This window comes from Mucilaginibacter mali (assembly GCF_013283875.1).
GTDB lineage: Bacteria > Bacteroidota > Bacteroidia > Sphingobacteriales > Sphingobacteriaceae > Mucilaginibacter > Mucilaginibacter mali.
Map to the genome: position 1 here is coordinate 3476815 of NZ_CP054139.1, position 18124 is coordinate 3494938.

The window sequence follows — 18124 nt, forward strand, 5'->3', positions numbered from 1 at the left end:
ACATATGGCTGAATATACTTTTTTCGACCGCGACCTGAGCTGGCTCTCCTTTAACGACCGCATTTTACAGGAAGCAGCCCGCAAGGATGTGCCCCTAATGGAACGGGTTAACTTCCTGGCCATCTTCTCATCCAACCTCGATGAGTTTTACCGGGTGCGTATGCCGGTATTGTACGCGCTGGATAAACTGGGGAAGCTAAAAGATACCGCGGCAGGTAACAGTCCGCTGGTATTGGCACAAGCTATGATACAGCACCAGCAGGAACAATACGGGCAGATATTTAACGGCGATATTGTTCCTGGCTTAAAAGAAAACAATATCCATTTGCTGGTAAACCAGCCCATCCCAAAGAAGATAAACGATGCGGTGCAGGATTACTTCTTCAGCCAGGTGATGGCCTTTTTGCAGCCAATTGAGTTATCAGATAAAAAGCACTTCTTCCCGCAAAATAACCAGTTATATTTTTTGATAGACCTGGAATGTGCCGATAAAACGTCGAAGGTTATTGTGCTGGATATTCCATCAGGTAATCTGCCGCGCTTTTTTAAAACGGAAGCTGATGAGAAGACCTACATTCTTTTTCTGGATGACATCATCAGGTACAATCTGGATAAACTGTTCCGTAGCGAAAAGGTGATGGGCTGCTACTCGTTCAAGATCACCCGCGACGCGGAACTTGACCTGAAGGACGAATACTCCGGCGACCTATCGGTACAAATAGAAGAACAACTGCAAAAACGGGACCTGGGTATCGCTACCCGCTTTTTATATCAGCCAGGTATCCCGCTGCGCATATTGCATTTAATGAGTGATAGCTGGGGACTGCCTACGTCAAGCCATGTGCAGGGTGGCAATTATCATAACTTGAAAGACTTATTCGGCTTACCGGTAAGTATTCCGGCGCTGCGATACGATAAGTGGCCGGCCATCATCTACAATCCGGTTGATGATCACGAAACGATATTCGAACGCATCGAAAAAAAAGATTACCTTATTAATACCCCCTATCAATCATACGGTACCATTCTCCGCTTTTTTAACGAGGCCGCGTTGGATGAATCGGTAGAGGAAATATACGTAACCCTGTACCGCGTAGCCAGCGATTCGCGCATTGTAAACGCCCTGATCAGCGCAGCATCGGTGGGTAAAAAGGTAACTGTGCTGGTTGAACTGAAAGCCCGTTTTGACGAGGCCAACAACCTGAAATGGGCCAAGCGAATGAAAGCCGCGGGAGTGAGCATCATCTACAGCATCACCGCCCTGAAGGTACACGCCAAGGTGGCTTTGGTAAAACGTAACATTAACGGGAGGGTAAAATATTACGGCTTACTGGCTACCGGGAACTTTAACGAAAGTACGGCCGCCTTCTACACCGATCATATCCTGATGACCACCAACGGCGCTATGCTACGCGAAATAGAACTGCTGTTCATCTTCCTATCGCGCCGGGAAAAGCCCACATCGCCGGATCTGATACCGTTTAAGCATCTGCTGGTGGCGCAGTTTAACTTGCAAGACCGCTTTTTAGCGTTAATAGACCGAGAGATAGCTAACGCCCGCAATGGCTTACCGGCCAATATCACCATCAAACTTAATAATCTGGAGGAGAAGATATTGATAGCCAAGCTATACGATGCATCACAGGCAGGAGTTAAGATCAATATGCTGGTACGCAGCATTTGCTGCCTGGTACCAGGCGTTGAGGGCATGAGCCAAAACATTTCCATCCATCGCATTGTTGATCGTTACCTGGAGCATGGCCGTGCGTTCATTTTTCATAATAACGGGCAGCCCGAGGTTTATTTAGGTTCGGCCGATTGGATGAACCGCAATATTTACCGCCGTATTGAGGTTTGCTTTCCGATATACGACGAACAGATAAAGGCCAATATTATCGCCATGATAAACATGCAATTGCAGGATAACGTACAAGGAGTAGCCCTTAACACCAAACTGGAGAACATCCCGGTTGTAAACGATGCCCCGCCGCTGCAATCGCAAAAGCAGATATATGAATTTTTAAAGCAAAAGGCCCAGCCATGAAGTTAAGTATGCGCATCATCGTGTTAATTGTTTTGCCGGGTTTATTATTGGGCATGGCTTGTATGGATAAAAAGCCATACAGCAGCCCGCCAGGCTACGATCTGAACAACCCCGTAAAATATAATATGCCCGAAAAGCTGACCGAAATATCGGGCATTACCTTTCATAACGGCAAACCCGATTCGCTTTATGCCGAAGAGGACGAAAAGGGCCGCGTGTACTATTTTAAGCCAGGCGATAAGGAAGTGAAGCATACCGAATTCGGCAAGCCAGGCGATTATGAAGATATCGGCATACTGAACAATCGCGTCATTATGATGCGCAGCGATGGCGTTTTCTTTGTATTCCCCCTTGCGCAGGTGCGCCTGGGGCAGATCGGCGATGTGCAAAAATGGAATAACCTGTTGCCTGACGGCGAGTACGAGGGACTTTATGCCGATGAAGTCAGCGGGCAGTTTTACGTATTATGCAAGCATTGCAGCGATGAGAACACCAGTAAAAAGTCAACCGTTTACAGCTTTAAGGTATCTGCCGATGGCACATCAGCCAAACAAAGCGGGCAGTTTGATATTAATGTAAAGGATATCGAGGCTATGACCGGCAGTAAAAAGATCGCGTTCCACCCATCAGCCCTTACAAAAAATACGGCTACTAACGAGTGGTACATCCTGTCGTCGGTAAACAAAATGCTGGTAGTAGCCGATAACGCGTGGAAGGTTAAAGCGATATATCCCATCAACCCGGCACTGTTCAGGCAGCCGGAGGGCATCGCCTTTGATAACCAGCGCAACCTGTATATCTCTAACGAGGGCGATAAGGTTACGCCGGGCAATGTTTTAAAATTCAACTACAAAAAATAAAGTATGGGGAGTTTTTACCGATCGTTAACAATGAAATGTCTGCCGGCAATTATGGGCGTGGCTTTAGCCTTGCCTGTTTGGGCGCAGGTGAAGCCGGTTAACGATAGTGTAAAAGTGCCTGTAGAACCCCTATTTAACCGGGCCGGTAAAAGCCACCGTTTCTTTTTCGGCGAAAGCTACCGTAAGCTATGGGCCGAGCCGGTAACTATGCGGGTATTTCATTTGGCGCAGGAAAAGGGCGGGTTAAAGATCCTCCAAACAGGCGGCGGCATGCAAACTAAATCGCTACGATTAAAGGATTCATCCGGGCAGGAATGGGTATTGCGCAGCGTGCAGAAATACCCGGAAAAAGTGCTCCCCCCTACCCTGCGTAAATCTATCGCGGCTACGATCATCGACGATCAGATCTCTACCGAACACCCATTCTCATCACTCGCGGTACCACCGCTGGCCGAGGCGTTGGGTATACCGCATGCCAACCCCGAGATAGTTTATGTACCCGATGATCCGGCCTTCGGCAAATATCAAAAGGATTTTGCCAGCCAGGTTTTCCTGTTTGAAGAGCGCGAGCCGCTGGATGCCGACAAAACTGACAATACCGACAAGGCGCAGAAAAAGTTGCGGGACGATAACGATAACAGTGTAGACCAAAAAACGGTGCTGAAAGCGCGCCTGCTGGATATGCTGCTGGGCGATTGGGACCGACACGAGGACCAATGGCGCTGGGAACGCAAGGATGGCAAAAACGGCATTGTTTACGAACCCGTTCCCCGCGACCGCGACCAGGTATTTTACAGTACATCGGGCGTATTTCCATGGTTGGTATCGCGGCATTTGCTGATGGCAAAGTTCCAGAGTTATGAAGACCATATCCGCTCTATTAACCGCTGGAATTTAAACGGCCGTAACTTCGACCGGTATTTCCTTATCGGCCTCGACCAAAAGGATTGGGAAGAGGGTATTGCCGAAGTACAAAAAACGCTAACCGATGACCTGATCTACAAGGCGCTGAAGCGGATGCCCCCCAATATTTACCGGATCTCGGGCGAGGACATCGCTAAAAAACTGATCGCCCGCCGCAATATTTTAAATAAGCAGGCCATGAAGTATTATCGCTTCCTGGCGCAAGCGGTGGATATCCCACTATCTGATAAAAAGGATCATATCGACATCACTAACGAGGCTTCGGGCGCGGTAAAGGTGAAAGTCAACAAAATAAAAAAGGACGGTACGCTTGACCAGGCAACTTATAAACGCACATTCGATCCGGCCGATACCAAAGAGATCCGCATTTATGGGATGGGAGGCGATGATCAATTTGTCGTGCACGGCGAGGCTTCATCGCCAATTACCGTACGGATGATAGGTGGTGATGATGAGGATACCTTCGCTATTGACAGTAATATCACCGGCAAGGGCAACCGCTACGTTTACGACCGTAAGGACGAGAAGAATAACCTGCCACCATCTGGCCAAAGCCACCTGCGCACCGGCACGGATACCATGGTGAATAACTATAATCCTAAAAACTTTAAATATAGTTTTTTACAACCATTGATACTGGGCAGCTATAATAAGGATTATGGCGTACAATTCATCGGCAAGTTTATTTACCAAAAACAGGGCTTCCGTAAGGAGCCGTATGCTTTCAGGCAAAGTTTGCTGGTGAATTACGGATTCGGCACCAACTCCCTGCTGCTGAATTATAACGGCGAATTTAAGCAGGTTGCCGGCAAAACCGACCTGCTGGTGAACGTGCTGAGCAAGGGGCCAAATTATACCAGCAACTTTTTTGGCGTTGGTAATAACAGTGTTTTTGTGAACGAGGGCAAGCAGAAGATCCGCTATTATCACAACATTTATGATTACCTGAGCGCCGATGTGCGCTTGCGCCATGTGTACGATAACTGGACCATCAGCGGTGGCCCCGCAGCCCAATACTATAGCGGCAACCCAGGCGATAACGCCAATAAATACCTGGGTGCATACGATCAGATGCATCCTGATGAGACCGTTTTCAGCAGACGTACAAACGTTGGTGCAGTAGCGGATATATTGCTGGATACCCGCGACAAAAACAGTACCGTACCGCATCGCGGCATTTACTGGAGCACAAGTTTAACCGGCATGAAGGGCATCAGCAAATTGGCGACCGATTATGGTCAGGTACGATCTGAATTTGGCTTTTATATCAATACCGGCGGCGAGGGCGACTCGACCTTTGTGATAGCCAACCGTATAGGCGGCGGTACTACCATCGGCAACGCGGCTTATTATCAGCAACTAAAGTTAGGCGGTGCCGATAACCTGCGTGGATATTATAACTGGCGCTTTACCGGCAAAAGCATGGCCTATCATAACATCGAGTTTCGGTTAAAACTGGCTGATTATACCTCGTACTTACTGCCGGGCACATTGGGATTGATCGCTTTTAATGATATTGGCCGGGTATGGTCGCCGGGCGAAAATTCGAGCCAATGGCATGATGGCTATGGCGGCGGCTTATACTTTTTACCCGGGGGATTATTTTTGATACAGGGAACGGTGGGCTTCTCTAAAGAGGGTGTGTATCCGTATGTATCGGCGGGGTTTAAGTTTTAGGGCATCAAACTGCTCGTTTAACCAACTTGTCATTTCGAACGATAGTGAGAAATCTTATACGGCTTTGCTTATCGCACGTATAAGATTTCTCTGTCGCGCCACCTCACTTCCCCCGCAAGCTCTATCGAAATGACAAGGGGTACGTGGCGCGTCGTTTACTTCTTCTCCAACTTCGAAGCCGCCGCTTCATCTAAAAACCACTGTACATCATCATCTTTGCGAATCAGTTGCGCAGGATATTCCTGAATATCTTCCGCGTCTTCCAATACGTGGTGAACGGCGATAGCCTTACCTTCACCGTAAACTAAAAAGGCGATATGTTTGGCCTGGTTGATCATCCGGGCGGTCATGCTGATGCGGAACACCTGCTGATCGTGCAGGTAAACTTCCTGTACCGATGAACTGCGGTCGTGCAGGATTGGGGTATGCGGGAACAATGATGCCGTATGCGAATTATCGCCCAACCCCAGCAGCACCAGGTCGAACACGGCATCTTCACCTTTAAAGTAATTGTTAATGGTAACGGTGTATTCTTTTGATGCGCCCTCCGGCCCTGAAGAAGTATTCACCGCGAAGATGTTCTCCTTAGGGATATTCAACGGATCGAACAGGGCTATTTTAGCCATCAGGTAATTACTGTCCTTATGATCTTGCGGTACGTTACGCTCATCGCCAAAGAACAGGTCTACCTTGGTCCAATCCAGTTGGTTTTTATATTGGGCAGAGGCCAGCAGTTCGTACAGTTTTTTTGGTGATGAACCACCGGATAAGGATACCGAAAAGCGGCCATGGGCAGTTATGGCTTCGTTACCTTTGGCTATAAAAAAATCGGCCAGGCTGGTTAAAACCTCAGCTTCGGAATTGGCGATATTTAGTTTTACAGACATATTAAAAAAATGTAGAGACACGATACTTCGTGTCTCTCTTTGTAAAAAATTGCAGAGGCACAATACCTTGTGCATCTTTGTTATAATATTAAAAGAGACACGAAGTATCGTGTCTCTACAGTGTTACTTCTTCCCATTCAGCGGCAGCGTGAACCAATGGAAACCGTCACGGGCTATTAAAGCCTCGGCATTCTCAGGTCCCCACGAATCGGCTGAATAGTTAGGGAAACTCAGGCTCTTTTTATTCTGCCATGCGTTCAAGATTGGCATTACCAGTTCCCAGGCGCTTTCTACCTGGTCGCCACGCATAAACAGGGTCTGGTCGCCCAGCATGGTATCCAGCAACAGGGTCTCGTAAGCCTCTGGTGCCTGGTTGGTATAGGTACCTTTGTAATCGAACACCATATCAACGGCATTCAGTATCATATCCAATCCCGGACGTTTGGCCTGTACCTGCAGGCGGATGCTCATTTCGGGCTGTATACTAATGATCAGCCTGTTCTGCTGCCAGCTTTCAGATGATTCTGAAGGGAATACCCTATGCGGCACATCCTTAAACTGGATGGTAATTACCGATGCCGATTGGTGCAGGCGCTTGCCCGTACGCAGATAGAACGGCACATCTTTCCAGCGCCAGTTATCTACAAAGAATTTAATAGCGGCAAATGTTTCCGTGTTCGATTCGGGGTTCACGTTAGCTTCTTCGCGGTAGCCGGGCACTTCTTTACCCTGCATCCAGCCTTTGCTATACTGGCCGCGCACGGCCGAATTACGCACATCATCCGGACCAAATTTACGCATAGCCCGCAGTACTTCTACTTTACGGTCGCGCACCTCCGCGGCATCAAAACTGATCGGGGTTTCCATAGCCACCAAACAAAGCAATTGCAACAGGTGGTTCTGTATCATATCCCGCAGCGCGCCCGATCCTTCGTAATAATCACCACGGTCTTCTACACCCAGTTGTTCGGTAACCGATATCTGCACATGTTCGATATAGTTACGGTTCCACAGCGGCTCGAACAACGAGTTGGCAAAGCGGAAGGCCATAATATTCTGCACGGTCTCTTTACCTAAATAGTGGTCTATACGGTAGATCTGGCATTCATCAAAAATAGTAGCCAGCAACGCGTTCAGTTCTTTTGCCGAATCCAGGTCGTGCCCGAATGGTTTCTCGATAACGATACGCACACGCTTGGTATCAGCCGTTAATTTGGCTTTGGCCAGGTTAGATGCGATGATCGGGAAGAAGTTTGGCGATACGGCCAGGTAATAGATCACATTGGCCTTGGTCTTCCAGTCAGCGTTAAACTTGTCTATCTTCGAGCCAAATTCTTTATAGGTCTCAGCATCTTTAACATCCGATACCTGGTAGAAAACGTGCTGCGAAAATTCGTCCCACTTTTTCTTTTCGGCCTTGCCGCTGCGCGAAAAGCTGTTAATGCCCTCCAGCAGGGTCTCCCGGTACGATTCGTCGGTATACTTGGTGCGGCCGGTGCCAATAATGGCAAAGTTGGCCGGCAGCCAGCCGTCTAAAAATAAGTTATATAGCGCAGGGGCAAGCTTGCGCATATTCAGGTCGCCGGTACCGCCAAAAATAACAAATACGGTAGGGTCGGTGTGTATGGTCGGGTTCATGTTCTGTTGTTATTAGTCGTTCTTAGGCACCCATTGTGTATGGAAAGTACCTTCTTTACCGATCAGTTCGTAAGTATGGGCGCCAAAATAATCGCGCTGTGCCTGGGTAAGGTTAGATGGCATCCGGGCACTGCGGAAAGCATCGAAATAGCTTAGGCTGGCCGTGAATGCAGGTGCTGCTATGCCCGCCGTTATGGTTTTTGATAGTATGCCGCGCGCGCCTTTAACCGCTTCGGTAACCAGTTTGGCTACGCTGTCATCAAGCAGCAAGTGCGCCAGTTGGGCATTTTTGGTGTAGGCATTATAAATATCATACAGGAACTGCGAGCGGATGATACATCCCGCGCGCCAGATCATGGCTATCTCGCCCAGTTTCAAATCGTACTTATACTCGGCCGATGCATTGGTTAACAGGTGCATACCTTGCGCGTACGATATGATCATGCTGAAGTAGTAAGCCTGCTCCAGTTCTACCAGGTCCTGCTCAAGGTCGGTCACATCTAACGATGGCTGATCGCTGTAGATAGCACCGGCCTGCTCGCGCAGTTTTTTGTATTTAGAAAGGTCGCGCATGGATACGGCGGTATCAATAGTTGGGATAGGTGCCTGCAGATCCATGGCCACTTGCGATGTCCATTTGCCGGTACCTTTGGCGCGGGCCTCGTCCTTAATATCGTCTATCAGTAAATGATCGGTGCCCGGTGCTTTGTACAGGAAGATATCTTTGGTAATATCCAACAGGTACGATTGCAGCCTGCCCTCGTTCCATTTAGCAAACACCTGCTGAATATGGTCGTTATCCATCTTCAGGCCTTTTTTCATGATCTCGTATACCTCGGCCAGCAATTGCATTTGGCCGTATTCGATACCGTTATGCACCATCTTCACAAAGTGCCCGGCAGCACCCGGGCCGCAATAGGTTACGCAAGGTACACCGTCATCAGCTTTGGCGGCAATGGCTTCCAATATGGGCTTCATTACCTCGTAAGCTTTTTTATCGCCGCCCGGCATCATGCTTGGGCCACGGCGTGCGCCAACTTCGCCGCCCGATACACCCATGCCGAAGAAGTGGAAGCCTTTGCTTTCCAGCTCTTCCACACGGCGGTTGGTATCGGTAAAGTGCGAGTTACCGCCATCAATTAAAATATCGCCTTTATCCAACAACGGCAATAGTTCGGCTATCACATCATCTACTATCTTACCGGCGGGCACCAGCATCATAATGGCGCGGGGCGTGCTCAGGCTGGCAATAAATGGTTCTACCTCGCTAAATCCTTTCAGGTTCTTATTCTTATCTTCCTGCTCCAGTAAAGCGCCTTTGCTGGCATCTTTGTCAAAACCGGCGCCGGCAAAGCCGTGGTCGCCCATGTTAAGCAGCAGGTTGCGGCCCATGGTACCCAGGCCGATCATCCCGAAAGCGTATTTTTTTTCTGTATCGCTCATTGTTAGTTGAGGTTTTCTGTTTTTAATTGTTCTAATATCTGTTTGGTTGTTTCAAAGTCGGTATGCTGAAAAGCGCGGATGCCCAGCTTTTGCGCGGTGTTGACGAACATCAAACGGTCGTCAAAATAAACGCATTGTTTGGGCGATACCTGCGCAATGCCCATAGCCAATTGCCATATGCCGGGGTCGGGCTTGCGCATCTTTACCTCGCACGAAGATATAAAAGCATCGAAACAATCGTGCAGGCCAAATTTCTTTACCCGGTAATCGTTCAGTTCCTTGCCCTCGTTATTGATGGAGATAACGCGGAAACCGCAGTTCTTTTTCCACTTTTTAAGCCAGGCCAGCATATCGGGCAATTCAACCGACTGCTCGTACATAAATGCCTTAAAATCTTCGCGGGTAAACTGGCGTTCCTTGTTAAATATCACGGTGTCCAGATATTCATCAAGCGTAATGCTGCCAATCTCGTACACGTTAAATATGAAATTATGCAGGGCGTTCACCTCAGCATAGTCCAGTTTAAATTGTTCGGATGCCAGCTTGCGCGATTCGTGCCCCCAGCCATTGCTGAGCAAAATGCCGCCCACATCAAAAAATAAGATCTTTATCCGGTCGCTGTTCATTTGCCTGTGGCTTAGCTTTTATTTTTCTGATCTTCTATAGCTTTCAGCAGTTTTTCAAACGGCTTGTTAAATTTATCAATGCCTTCATCTTCCAGCTGCTGGGTGATCTGGTCGATATCGATACCGGCGGCTTTCAGGCGCTCCAGGTCTTTAGTCGCCTTATCTGTACCTTGTTCGAGTGTATTGGCTGCGATACCATGATCGCGAAAAGCATCAATAGTTTCCAGCGGAACGGTATCAACGGTATCCGGACCAATCAATGCTTCTACATACTTGGTATCTTTAAAAGCTGGGTTCTTGCTGCTGGTGCTGGCCCAAAGCAGGCGTTGCGGTTTGGCGCCTTTAGCTTCCAGTGCTTTCCACCTGTTGGTGCTAAACACGCGTTTGTAGATCTCGTAAGCTTTTTTGGCTGATGCGATGGCTACTTCGCCTTTCAGATCGCCTAAGCCTTTTTCATCCAGCATCGGGTCAACCAAAACATCTATGCGGCTCAGGAAGAAACTGGCTACCGATGAGATGTGCGAAATATCGTGCCCTGCTGCCAGGTGGTCTTCCAAACCAGCGATATAAGCTTCGGTCACTTCCTCGTAACGCGGCAGACCGAATAATAGGGTTACGTTGATGTTGATGCCTTTGGCGATAGATTCGCGGATGGCCTGAAGACCGGGTTTAGTGCCCGGGATCTTGATCATCACGTTCTTGCGGTCTACCTTTTTCCAAAGTTCTTCGGCTTGTTTGGCGGTACCTTCGGCATCCAGGGCCAGGAAAGGCGACACTTCCAAACTTACGTACCCGTCCGAACCTGTTGGTTCTTCGTTATAGATACCCTCAAAAAGTTTGGCCGCGTTTTGGATATCCTTTATAGCTACTTCGAAAAACAACTCTTCGTTAGTAGAGGTGGTTTTAGCTAATTCGGCAATGTCCTGATCGTAAGCAGAACTGCTGCTGATGGCTTTTTCAAAAATGGCCGGGTTTGATGTTACACCCCTTATGCCGTCATCATCAATTAAACTTTTTAGTTTACCGTTAGCGATGATCTCGCGGTCGATAAAATCAAGCCAGATGCTCTGGCCGAAATCGTGTATTTGTTTTACTTTATTAGTTGCCATGATAGAAGTATTTTAAATGTTAATTGATAGAACAAGCGCTCTACAATGTCTACTAATTTTATATACTAAGTGGGGCGCTAAGTTATATTATAATTTGTTATTCACAGTATTAAGTTCAATTTATAGCTAAACGATAAGTTTTTAACTATTTGCCGCCATTAAAATTTCCAGGTCGTAACCCATAAAAAGGCCGCTTTCTATTACGCCTGTTATGCTTTTTATTTCTTTTTCTAAGCCCTCGCCTATTTCGCCAAATTTACAGTCGATAACCAGGTTACCGTTCTCGGTTATTACCGGGCCATCCTTCCCTTTTGCCGGGCGAAGTTTGATCTCGGTAGCATCCAGCTTTTTCAATCCGTTTTCTACCAATAATAAAGCCTGCGGAAAAACCTCTATCGGTACCGGGAAATTAGTGCCCAGTTTATCCAGCACCTTGCTTTCATCAACAATAATATAATTACGCGGACTGCTGCGCATCAGCATTTTCTCTTTAAACATGGCCCCGCCCCTGCCTTTTATCAGGCTTTTGTTGGGATCCACTTCGTCGGCACCGTCGAACAGCCAATCGGGCGTATGTTCCATCAGGCTGGTAACCGGTATACCCAGCTTGCTGCAAAACATAGTGATCTCCAGCGAGGTTGGAATAGCCTTGATGTTCAGCTTCTCGGCTTTAACCTTTTCAGCAATGGCCAGCAAAGCCAGGTACGATGTAGAGCCCGAGCCAACGCCCAGCACATCACCGTCTTTTACTTTGGCCGCTATTTCATTGGCCACTTTTTCTTTACCACTGCGGTTAATGATCTCTGCCGACCATTCGAGGTTGTTTATTAAATTCATTCTTTTAGATTAGAATCAGGAAGTATGGAGTCAAGAGTCAGGACACTTTCTTGATTCCTGACTCTTGACCTCTTGCATCTTACCCCAACAGCGCTTTCGCCTTTTTAACTACATTATCAACGGTAAAGCCAAAATGCTTGAACAGGTCATCTGCCGGGGCCGATTCGCCAAAGGTGGTCATGGCCTGGATATCGCCCTCATCGGTTATATATTTATGCCAGCCCATGGGCGATGCAGCTTCAACCGCTAAACGTTTACGGCTGGTTTTCGGGAATACTTTCTCTTTATATGCGGCATCCTGTTTCTCAAATAATTCCCACGATGGCATACTTACCACGCGGGTAGATATGCCGTCTTTTTCTAATTGCGCCTGTGCCGCTAAGATCAGCGATACTTCCGAGCCTGTAGCCATCAGTATCAGGTCGGGCTTGCCGCTGGCTTCCGAAAGGATATAGGCACCTTTTTCCAGGCCGGTGGCTTTGCCGTATTTGCTTTGATCGATAATGGGCAGGCCCTGTCGGGTGAACACCAGTACAACCGGGCCACCTTTATGTTCCAGCGCTACCTTCCAGGCCTGGGTGGTCTCGTTGGCATCAGCCGGGCGGATCAGCGTAATATTCGGTATCGACCTTAATGATGCCAGTTGCTCAACAGGCTGGTGGGTAGTGCCATCCTCGCCTAAGCCAATGCTATCGTGGGTATAAACAAATATAGGGCTGATCTTCATAATGGCCGCCAAGCGGATAGGCGGACGCATATATTCAGAGAAGATCAGGAAAGTTGCGCCAAACGGTATTAGTCCTTTGGTCAGCGCCATACCGTTCAATATCGAACCCATGGCATGTTCACGGATCCCGAAGTGGAAGTTACGGCCATCACGGTTTTCGGACGTGAACGAGTAGAACTCCTTCAGGTTAGTTTCAGTAGATGGGGCCAGGTCGGCCGCGCCGCCGATCAGGTGCGGCAGGCTTTCGGCAATAGCGTTCAGCACTTTGCCCGATGCCTGGCGGGTGGCCATCTTTTTGTCGGATGGTTCAAACTTTGGTAGTTTATCCAGCCAGCCTTTGGGCAATTTGCCCGCGGCGGCCTGTTCGTATTCGGCAGCCAGCTCTGGGAACTGCTCTTTGTATTCGGCATACAGGTCGTTCCAATCGTCTTCTTTTTTGCCTTTGGCTACGCCTATTTCGTGGTAGTATTTAGCAACCTCGGCAGGAATATTAAAGCTCTTATCCGGATCGAAACCGAAGAATTTCTTCACCAGTTTCATTTCTTCCTCACCCAGCGGCGCGCCGTGCGAACCTGCCGTACCCGATTTATTTGGGCTGCCATAAGCGATCAGCGATCGTACACGGATCAGTGATGGCTTCTGTGTTTCGGCTTTGGCGTTGATGATGGCCAGTTGCAGGGCGTGGATATCGTTCACATCATCTACATGCTGCACGTGCCAGCCATAGGCTTCAAAGCGGTGGTTCACATCCTCGTTAAAAGCGATATCGGTGCTGCCTTCTATAGAGATGTGGTTATCATCGTACAGGTAAATGAGGTTGCCTAATTCTAAATGGCCTGCCAGAGATGCCGCTTCGGATGTTACGCCCTCCATCATATCACCGTCGCTGCAAATGGCGTAAATATGATAGTTGAATATCGGAAACTCTGGTTTGTTATACCTTGCCGCCAAATGCTTTTGGGCGATAGCGAAACCTACGCCATTGGCAAAACCCTGTCCCAGCGGACCGGTAGTTACATCGATACCCGGTGCCAGGCCGTACTCGGGGTGACCAGCTGTCTTGCTATTCATCTGGCGGAAATTCTTGATATCATCCAGCGAGATATCGTAGCCCAGCAAGTGTAAAAAGCTGTATTGCAGCATACAGGCGTGCCCGGCCGAAAGGATGAACCTGTCGCGGTTGGCCCAATCGGGGTTTTTAGGGTTGAAGTTGATAAACTCTTTCCAAAGCACATGGCCCATTGGCGCAAGCGCCATCGGTGTGCCGGGGTGGCCCGAATTTGCCTTCTGCACTGCATCGGCCGACAGGATCCTGACGGTATCGATGGCTAAGGTTTCGATGTTTTTATCTGCTGACATATTTTCTTTTTATGGTAGATGTATTGATGTATTTCTTTTATTTAGGCGACTTAACCGAGGAATGCACACCCTCCAGTTTGCCGGTTTGCCATAATCGTGCCCCGCCTTTTATCCCGTCCTCGTTGGTAACCAGTTTCATATTATCTTCCAGCTTAAAAGTAAGCCTGCGGGCGTTGCCGCCGCCTATATATAAATAGTCGTAATTGAATACGGTTTTTAAAACTTTAAAAACCTTGGTCATGCGTTTGTTCCATTTTTTCAAGCCGAGTTTATCCAGCGCCTTATCGCCCATGTACTCATCATACGCCATCCCTTTAGAGAATGGGTGGTGCGAAATTTCCAGATGCGGCAGCAAAACACCGTTTAGAAAAAACGCGGTACCGAAACCTGTGCCAAGGGTGATCACCATTTCAAAGCCGTTACCGTTAACTACGCCCAGGCCGGCCATATCGGCATCGTTAACTACTTTAGCGGGTTTGCCCAGCTCTTTACCCAATTCGGTTTGCAGGTCGAAACCTCCCCATGCCTTATTCCCTAAATTGGGTGCCGTAACCACTACGCCATTTTTAATATAACCGGGGAAGCCAACTGAGATCTGGTTATATTCCGGAAAGCCTTTTACAAGTTTTTTAATGGCGTCCATCATATTTTGCGGGGTAGACGGCATGGGCGTATCTTCCTTATCATACTCCATGGTTAGTTTGCCTTGCTTATTAAGGATGGTAGCCTTTACGTGCGATCCGCCGATATCGATAGACAGTGTATGCTGCCCTGTGCTTTTTTTCATATTGGGGTTAGATAGTTGGTTGAAAACGAATAATCAAATATCAACAATGCCAATGTAAATATGGTTAACGCGGCATCACAATATTAACATGAAATTGTAAAGCTTGTTTCGGCATTGACCGATGGGGAGAGCTTTTTACCGCGATATTGCAAATAGTGGCAAAATGTGAATAATAATGGCCTGCTATCAACCAGGCAACTACATAAAAACGGCCCGGATGCTTTCGCACCCGGGCCGTTTTACTTATTAGGATTGACTAATATCTAATCTCTAATCATTAGTTATAAATGAAGCTACCATCGCCACGGCGTTGCATAGTGCGGCCGTTACGTGTTGGCCTGCCGCTCCATTTTTGCAGGTTGAGGCGGAAACCCACCAGGAAGTAGCGGCTTTTGGTACTGGTAACTGTGTTTGTGATACCTGTAGCACTTACAGTTTGTGTAAGCGGGTTAGCCTGGTGCAGGATATCGTTCACATCGAATGTTAATGTAAACGAACGTTTTTGACCAAACTCTTTTTGGAAACCACCATTAATCAATAACGGGCTGTTATTTAATGTTGGGATACCGGTTACGCTGCTGGTTTGGGTGGTAAAGTTTTTAGAAGCATCGTAATGTACCTGGAAGGTTTTCAGGAAATAGAAACGACCATCTAAACCGAACGAATTATTAACAGCCTTGCTTGATGGGCTATTTTCGGCAGTAGAGAAGGTTTTGGTTAACGATGTACCAAAGAATGGGTTGATCTCTACGTTATCAGATGGATTGATACGCGGGCCAAAACGCTCGTTAAAGTTCCAGCTTGTTTGATGGTAAGTCTGGCCCTGGTTCATATTGATGCTATAACCGTAGTTAACGCCACCGTTTATGGCGATATTGTATCTTCTGTCGGCCAGTTGTTTAGAGATGTTATAGTTACCTCCATAAGAGCGTGCGCCACTGATGTTTACATAAGTGATGTCGCGAATGGTACGCTGCTGCGTAGAACCCGGTATAGGCACAAATATCTGGGTGGTATTGCTGGCTACCTGATCGGTGTAAAAGGTAGCGTTACCATTGAACGACAGGTTGAACCTTGAGTTAGGGAAATAGTTATTATACGTAGCGGTAATGTTATTAGTTAAGCCTGCACGCAGGTTAGGGTTACCGGTAACATAGTTATTAGGGTCGGTTTTATCGGTAAACGGTTGTATCTGATCAAACGCCGGCTCGGCGTTATTGCCATTGTAGTTAAGGGTAAACCTTTGTGTACGCGACCATGAGTAAGCGAAACGGAACAACGGAATGATCCTGAAGTTATACAGGCTGCTGTTTACGTTGGCACCGATTGTATTGTTAAACTTGGTACCCTCGATACTGTATGGCTTTAAAGTAGTACCTAACGAAAGGTTTACTTTAGAACCGTTGTAACGATAGTTGAAATTCAGGTTAGTTTCGGTGGTTATATAATTAAAGTTCAGGTTGGTTTCTTTTACACCACCGGCTGTAAGTATCGAGTCGGTTGCATTTTTGGTATCGTGCGAATTACGATTCACCTGGCCGTTAAACTCAAATTGCGAAAACTGGCCCAGTGGTTCAGAATAGGTCATGCTACCACGCAAAGCATCGGCATTGTTTGTTTTATAAGTTAACAGGTGGGCGCTTTGGCTTAATAACAGGTTATTGGTAGTAGCATCAGCATAGTTATTGGTAAGGCTCACCGTTTCACCGTTCGATTCGCTATCGGTGTGGTTATAGCTTGCCTGGAACGAGAAGTTGCGGCGTGGTTTTTTAAACCTGTGATTAAAGAACGCTATTAAACCATAATTGGTATTAGGCGTTTTTGACGATGTAGTACCGGTAACGGTTTGGTGTTCGAAACCGTGGCCGGTTTGAGTATAATCGTTTACATTGTCCGAGAACGAATCGTTAAAAGTTTCGGAGGTTGAGTAATTATAGCTTGGCGTTACTTGCAGGTAATTCAGGCTATCTATCTGGTAATCTAATTCAAAGGTTGCGCTGCGGCCATTCCTGTTGTTCTTAAAATCGCCATTGCGTTTAAAAATATTGTTACCAAAGTTATTATAGCGCGTGCCGTAGCTATCACTGGTGCTGGTATTATCGCTAAAGTTATAAGTAGCGCTACTAACTACCTGTACTTTAGGGCTGTACTGATCGCGATAGTTTAATGATAATGGCTGTAGCGATTTTGTAGTACCTGGATTCCCGCCGCCACCGCCGCCAAGCCCGCGCGCAGCAGTAGATTGTATACCGGTTATAGCATTACGGAAGTTACCTATTAAACCCAGTTGCTGGTTAGCATTGATGCGCTGCGCAAAAATATTAGCGTTATACTGATCGTAGTTACCGGCCTGGCCAATTAAACGGGCAGTTGTACCAACCGAGCGGTCGGCTTTGGTGGTTACGTTCAGCGTTTTGGTCGGGTCGCCGGTTTTGATACCGGTACGGGCGGCCTGATCGCCGTAATCGTCAATTACCTGGGCATATTCAATAATGTCGGCAGGCAGGTTTTGGATAGCCTGGGCCACATCGCCACCGGCATAGTCCTTACCATTCAGTTTTACCTTGGTAACGGCCTGGCCCTGGTGGGTAAGGCTACCATCGCTGCCTACTTCCATACCTTCCATCTTCTTCAGCAACTCATCTAAAGTAGCATTAGGGCGCACTTTATAGTCGGTTGCACGATATTGCATGGTATCAGGCTTGTAAGTGATGGTTGGCGTACCATTGATCACTACTTCCTTTATCATGGTGCTGGAACCTTTCAAAATAACCGGATCAAGCGTCAGGCGCGGAACCGCGTCGTTCATCTGGAACTTCTTTACGTAAGGCGCGTTGCCCAAACTGGTTACCGTAATGGTAAAGATGTTCATTTTTACCGATTTAAAAATAAAGATACCATCGGCATTGGTTGCTGTACTCAGGGTATCATGAGTTGATACCAGCTTTACAACTGCACCGGGAACGGTATTATCGGTTGAATCCTTAACAATACCACTTACCTGCCTTGATGGCAGCGGCGGTGGCAAAGCGTTGTTACGTTGCTGGCCCCCGGGTATCTGCGCGTATACAGCAGCAGTAAACAGCAGGGCGGCGATTATTAGTAGTGTTCTCTTCATCAGTGATAAGTATTAAAAAGTATGTGCAATATGCGCCCTGCCTGCTTTGCAAACAGGGCAATTAAGGGTATTAAATAATTTTGATCAG

12 protein-coding genes are annotated in these 18124 nt (G+C 47.6%); 3 read left to right on the forward strand and 9 right to left on the reverse strand.

From position 1 onward, the window contains the following. Positions 1 to 4 precede the first annotated feature (4 nt). From ppk1 to HQ865_RS14520, 3 genes are read left to right on the forward strand one after another with little or no spacing between them, the layout of a single operon-like run. Positions 5 to 2044 carry a polyphosphate kinase 1 gene (gene ppk1, locus HQ865_RS14510; RefSeq protein ID WP_173415579.1) on the forward strand — a complete coding sequence of 680 codons (2040 nt, stop codon included), beginning with the start codon at positions 5 to 7 and terminating at the stop codon, positions 2042 to 2044. Continuing rightward, complete coding sequence (locus tag HQ865_RS14515; RefSeq protein WP_173415580.1) at positions 2041 to 2904, forward strand: SdiA-regulated domain-containing protein; 864 nt, start codon at positions 2041 to 2043, stop codon at positions 2902 to 2904. The genes ppk1 and HQ865_RS14515 overlap by 4 nt, the downstream gene beginning before the upstream one ends. Positions 2905 to 2934: 30 nt before the next feature. Further along, a complete protein-coding gene (locus HQ865_RS14520) occupies positions 2935 to 5505 on the forward strand; it encodes a BamA/TamA family outer membrane protein (protein WP_173415581.1) in 2571 nt (856 codons plus the stop codon). Between the two features lie 155 nt (positions 5506 to 5660). On the opposite strand, the gene pgl is transcribed toward HQ865_RS14520, so the two are convergent. From pgl to HQ865_RS14565, 9 genes are all read right to left on the reverse strand, one after another. Further along, entirely contained in the window at positions 5661 to 6392 is a 732-nt protein-coding gene (pgl, locus tag HQ865_RS14525; protein ID WP_173415582.1) for a 6-phosphogluconolactonase, read from the reverse strand. Between the two features lie 123 nt (positions 6393 to 6515). Next, positions 6516 to 8030, reverse strand: coding sequence for a glucose-6-phosphate dehydrogenase (gene zwf / locus HQ865_RS14530; RefSeq protein ID WP_173415583.1), 1515 nt, complete (start codon positions 8028 to 8030; stop codon positions 6516 to 6518). 12 nt (positions 8031 to 8042) lie between these two features. Next, the gene (gene gndA, locus HQ865_RS14535) at positions 8043 to 9473 is read right to left on the reverse strand and encodes an NADP-dependent phosphogluconate dehydrogenase (protein ID WP_173415584.1); all 1431 of its coding nucleotides are present in this window, start codon (positions 9471 to 9473) and stop codon (positions 8043 to 8045) included. A gap of 2 nt (positions 9474 to 9475) precedes the next feature. After that, positions 9476 to 10099, reverse strand: a complete 624-nt coding sequence (locus HQ865_RS14540) for an HAD family hydrolase (protein ID WP_173415585.1) — start codon at positions 10097 to 10099, stop codon at positions 9476 to 9478. Positions 10100 to 10110: 11 nt separating this feature from the next. Next, entirely contained in the window at positions 10111 to 11208 is a 1098-nt protein-coding gene (tal, locus tag HQ865_RS14545; protein ID WP_173415586.1) for a transaldolase, read from the reverse strand. Positions 11209 to 11349: 141 nt separating this feature from the next. Continuing rightward, positions 11350 to 12045: a ribose 5-phosphate isomerase A gene (rpiA, locus tag HQ865_RS14550; protein WP_173415587.1), complete on the reverse strand. Its 696-nt coding sequence runs from the start codon at positions 12043 to 12045 to the stop codon at positions 11350 to 11352. Between the two features lie 79 nt (positions 12046 to 12124). Continuing rightward, positions 12125 to 14131, reverse strand: a complete 2007-nt coding sequence (gene tkt / locus HQ865_RS14555; protein WP_173415588.1) for a transketolase — start codon at positions 14129 to 14131, stop codon at positions 12125 to 12127. A 37-nt stretch (positions 14132 to 14168) separates the two neighbouring features. After that, a complete protein-coding gene (locus HQ865_RS14560; RefSeq protein ID WP_173415589.1) occupies positions 14169 to 14918 on the reverse strand; it encodes an ROK family protein in 750 nt (249 codons plus the stop codon). Between the two features lie 277 nt (positions 14919 to 15195). Next, a complete protein-coding gene (locus tag HQ865_RS14565) occupies positions 15196 to 18036 on the reverse strand; it encodes an outer membrane beta-barrel protein (protein ID WP_173415590.1) in 2841 nt (946 codons plus the stop codon). Positions 18037 to 18124: the final 88 nt, after the last annotated feature.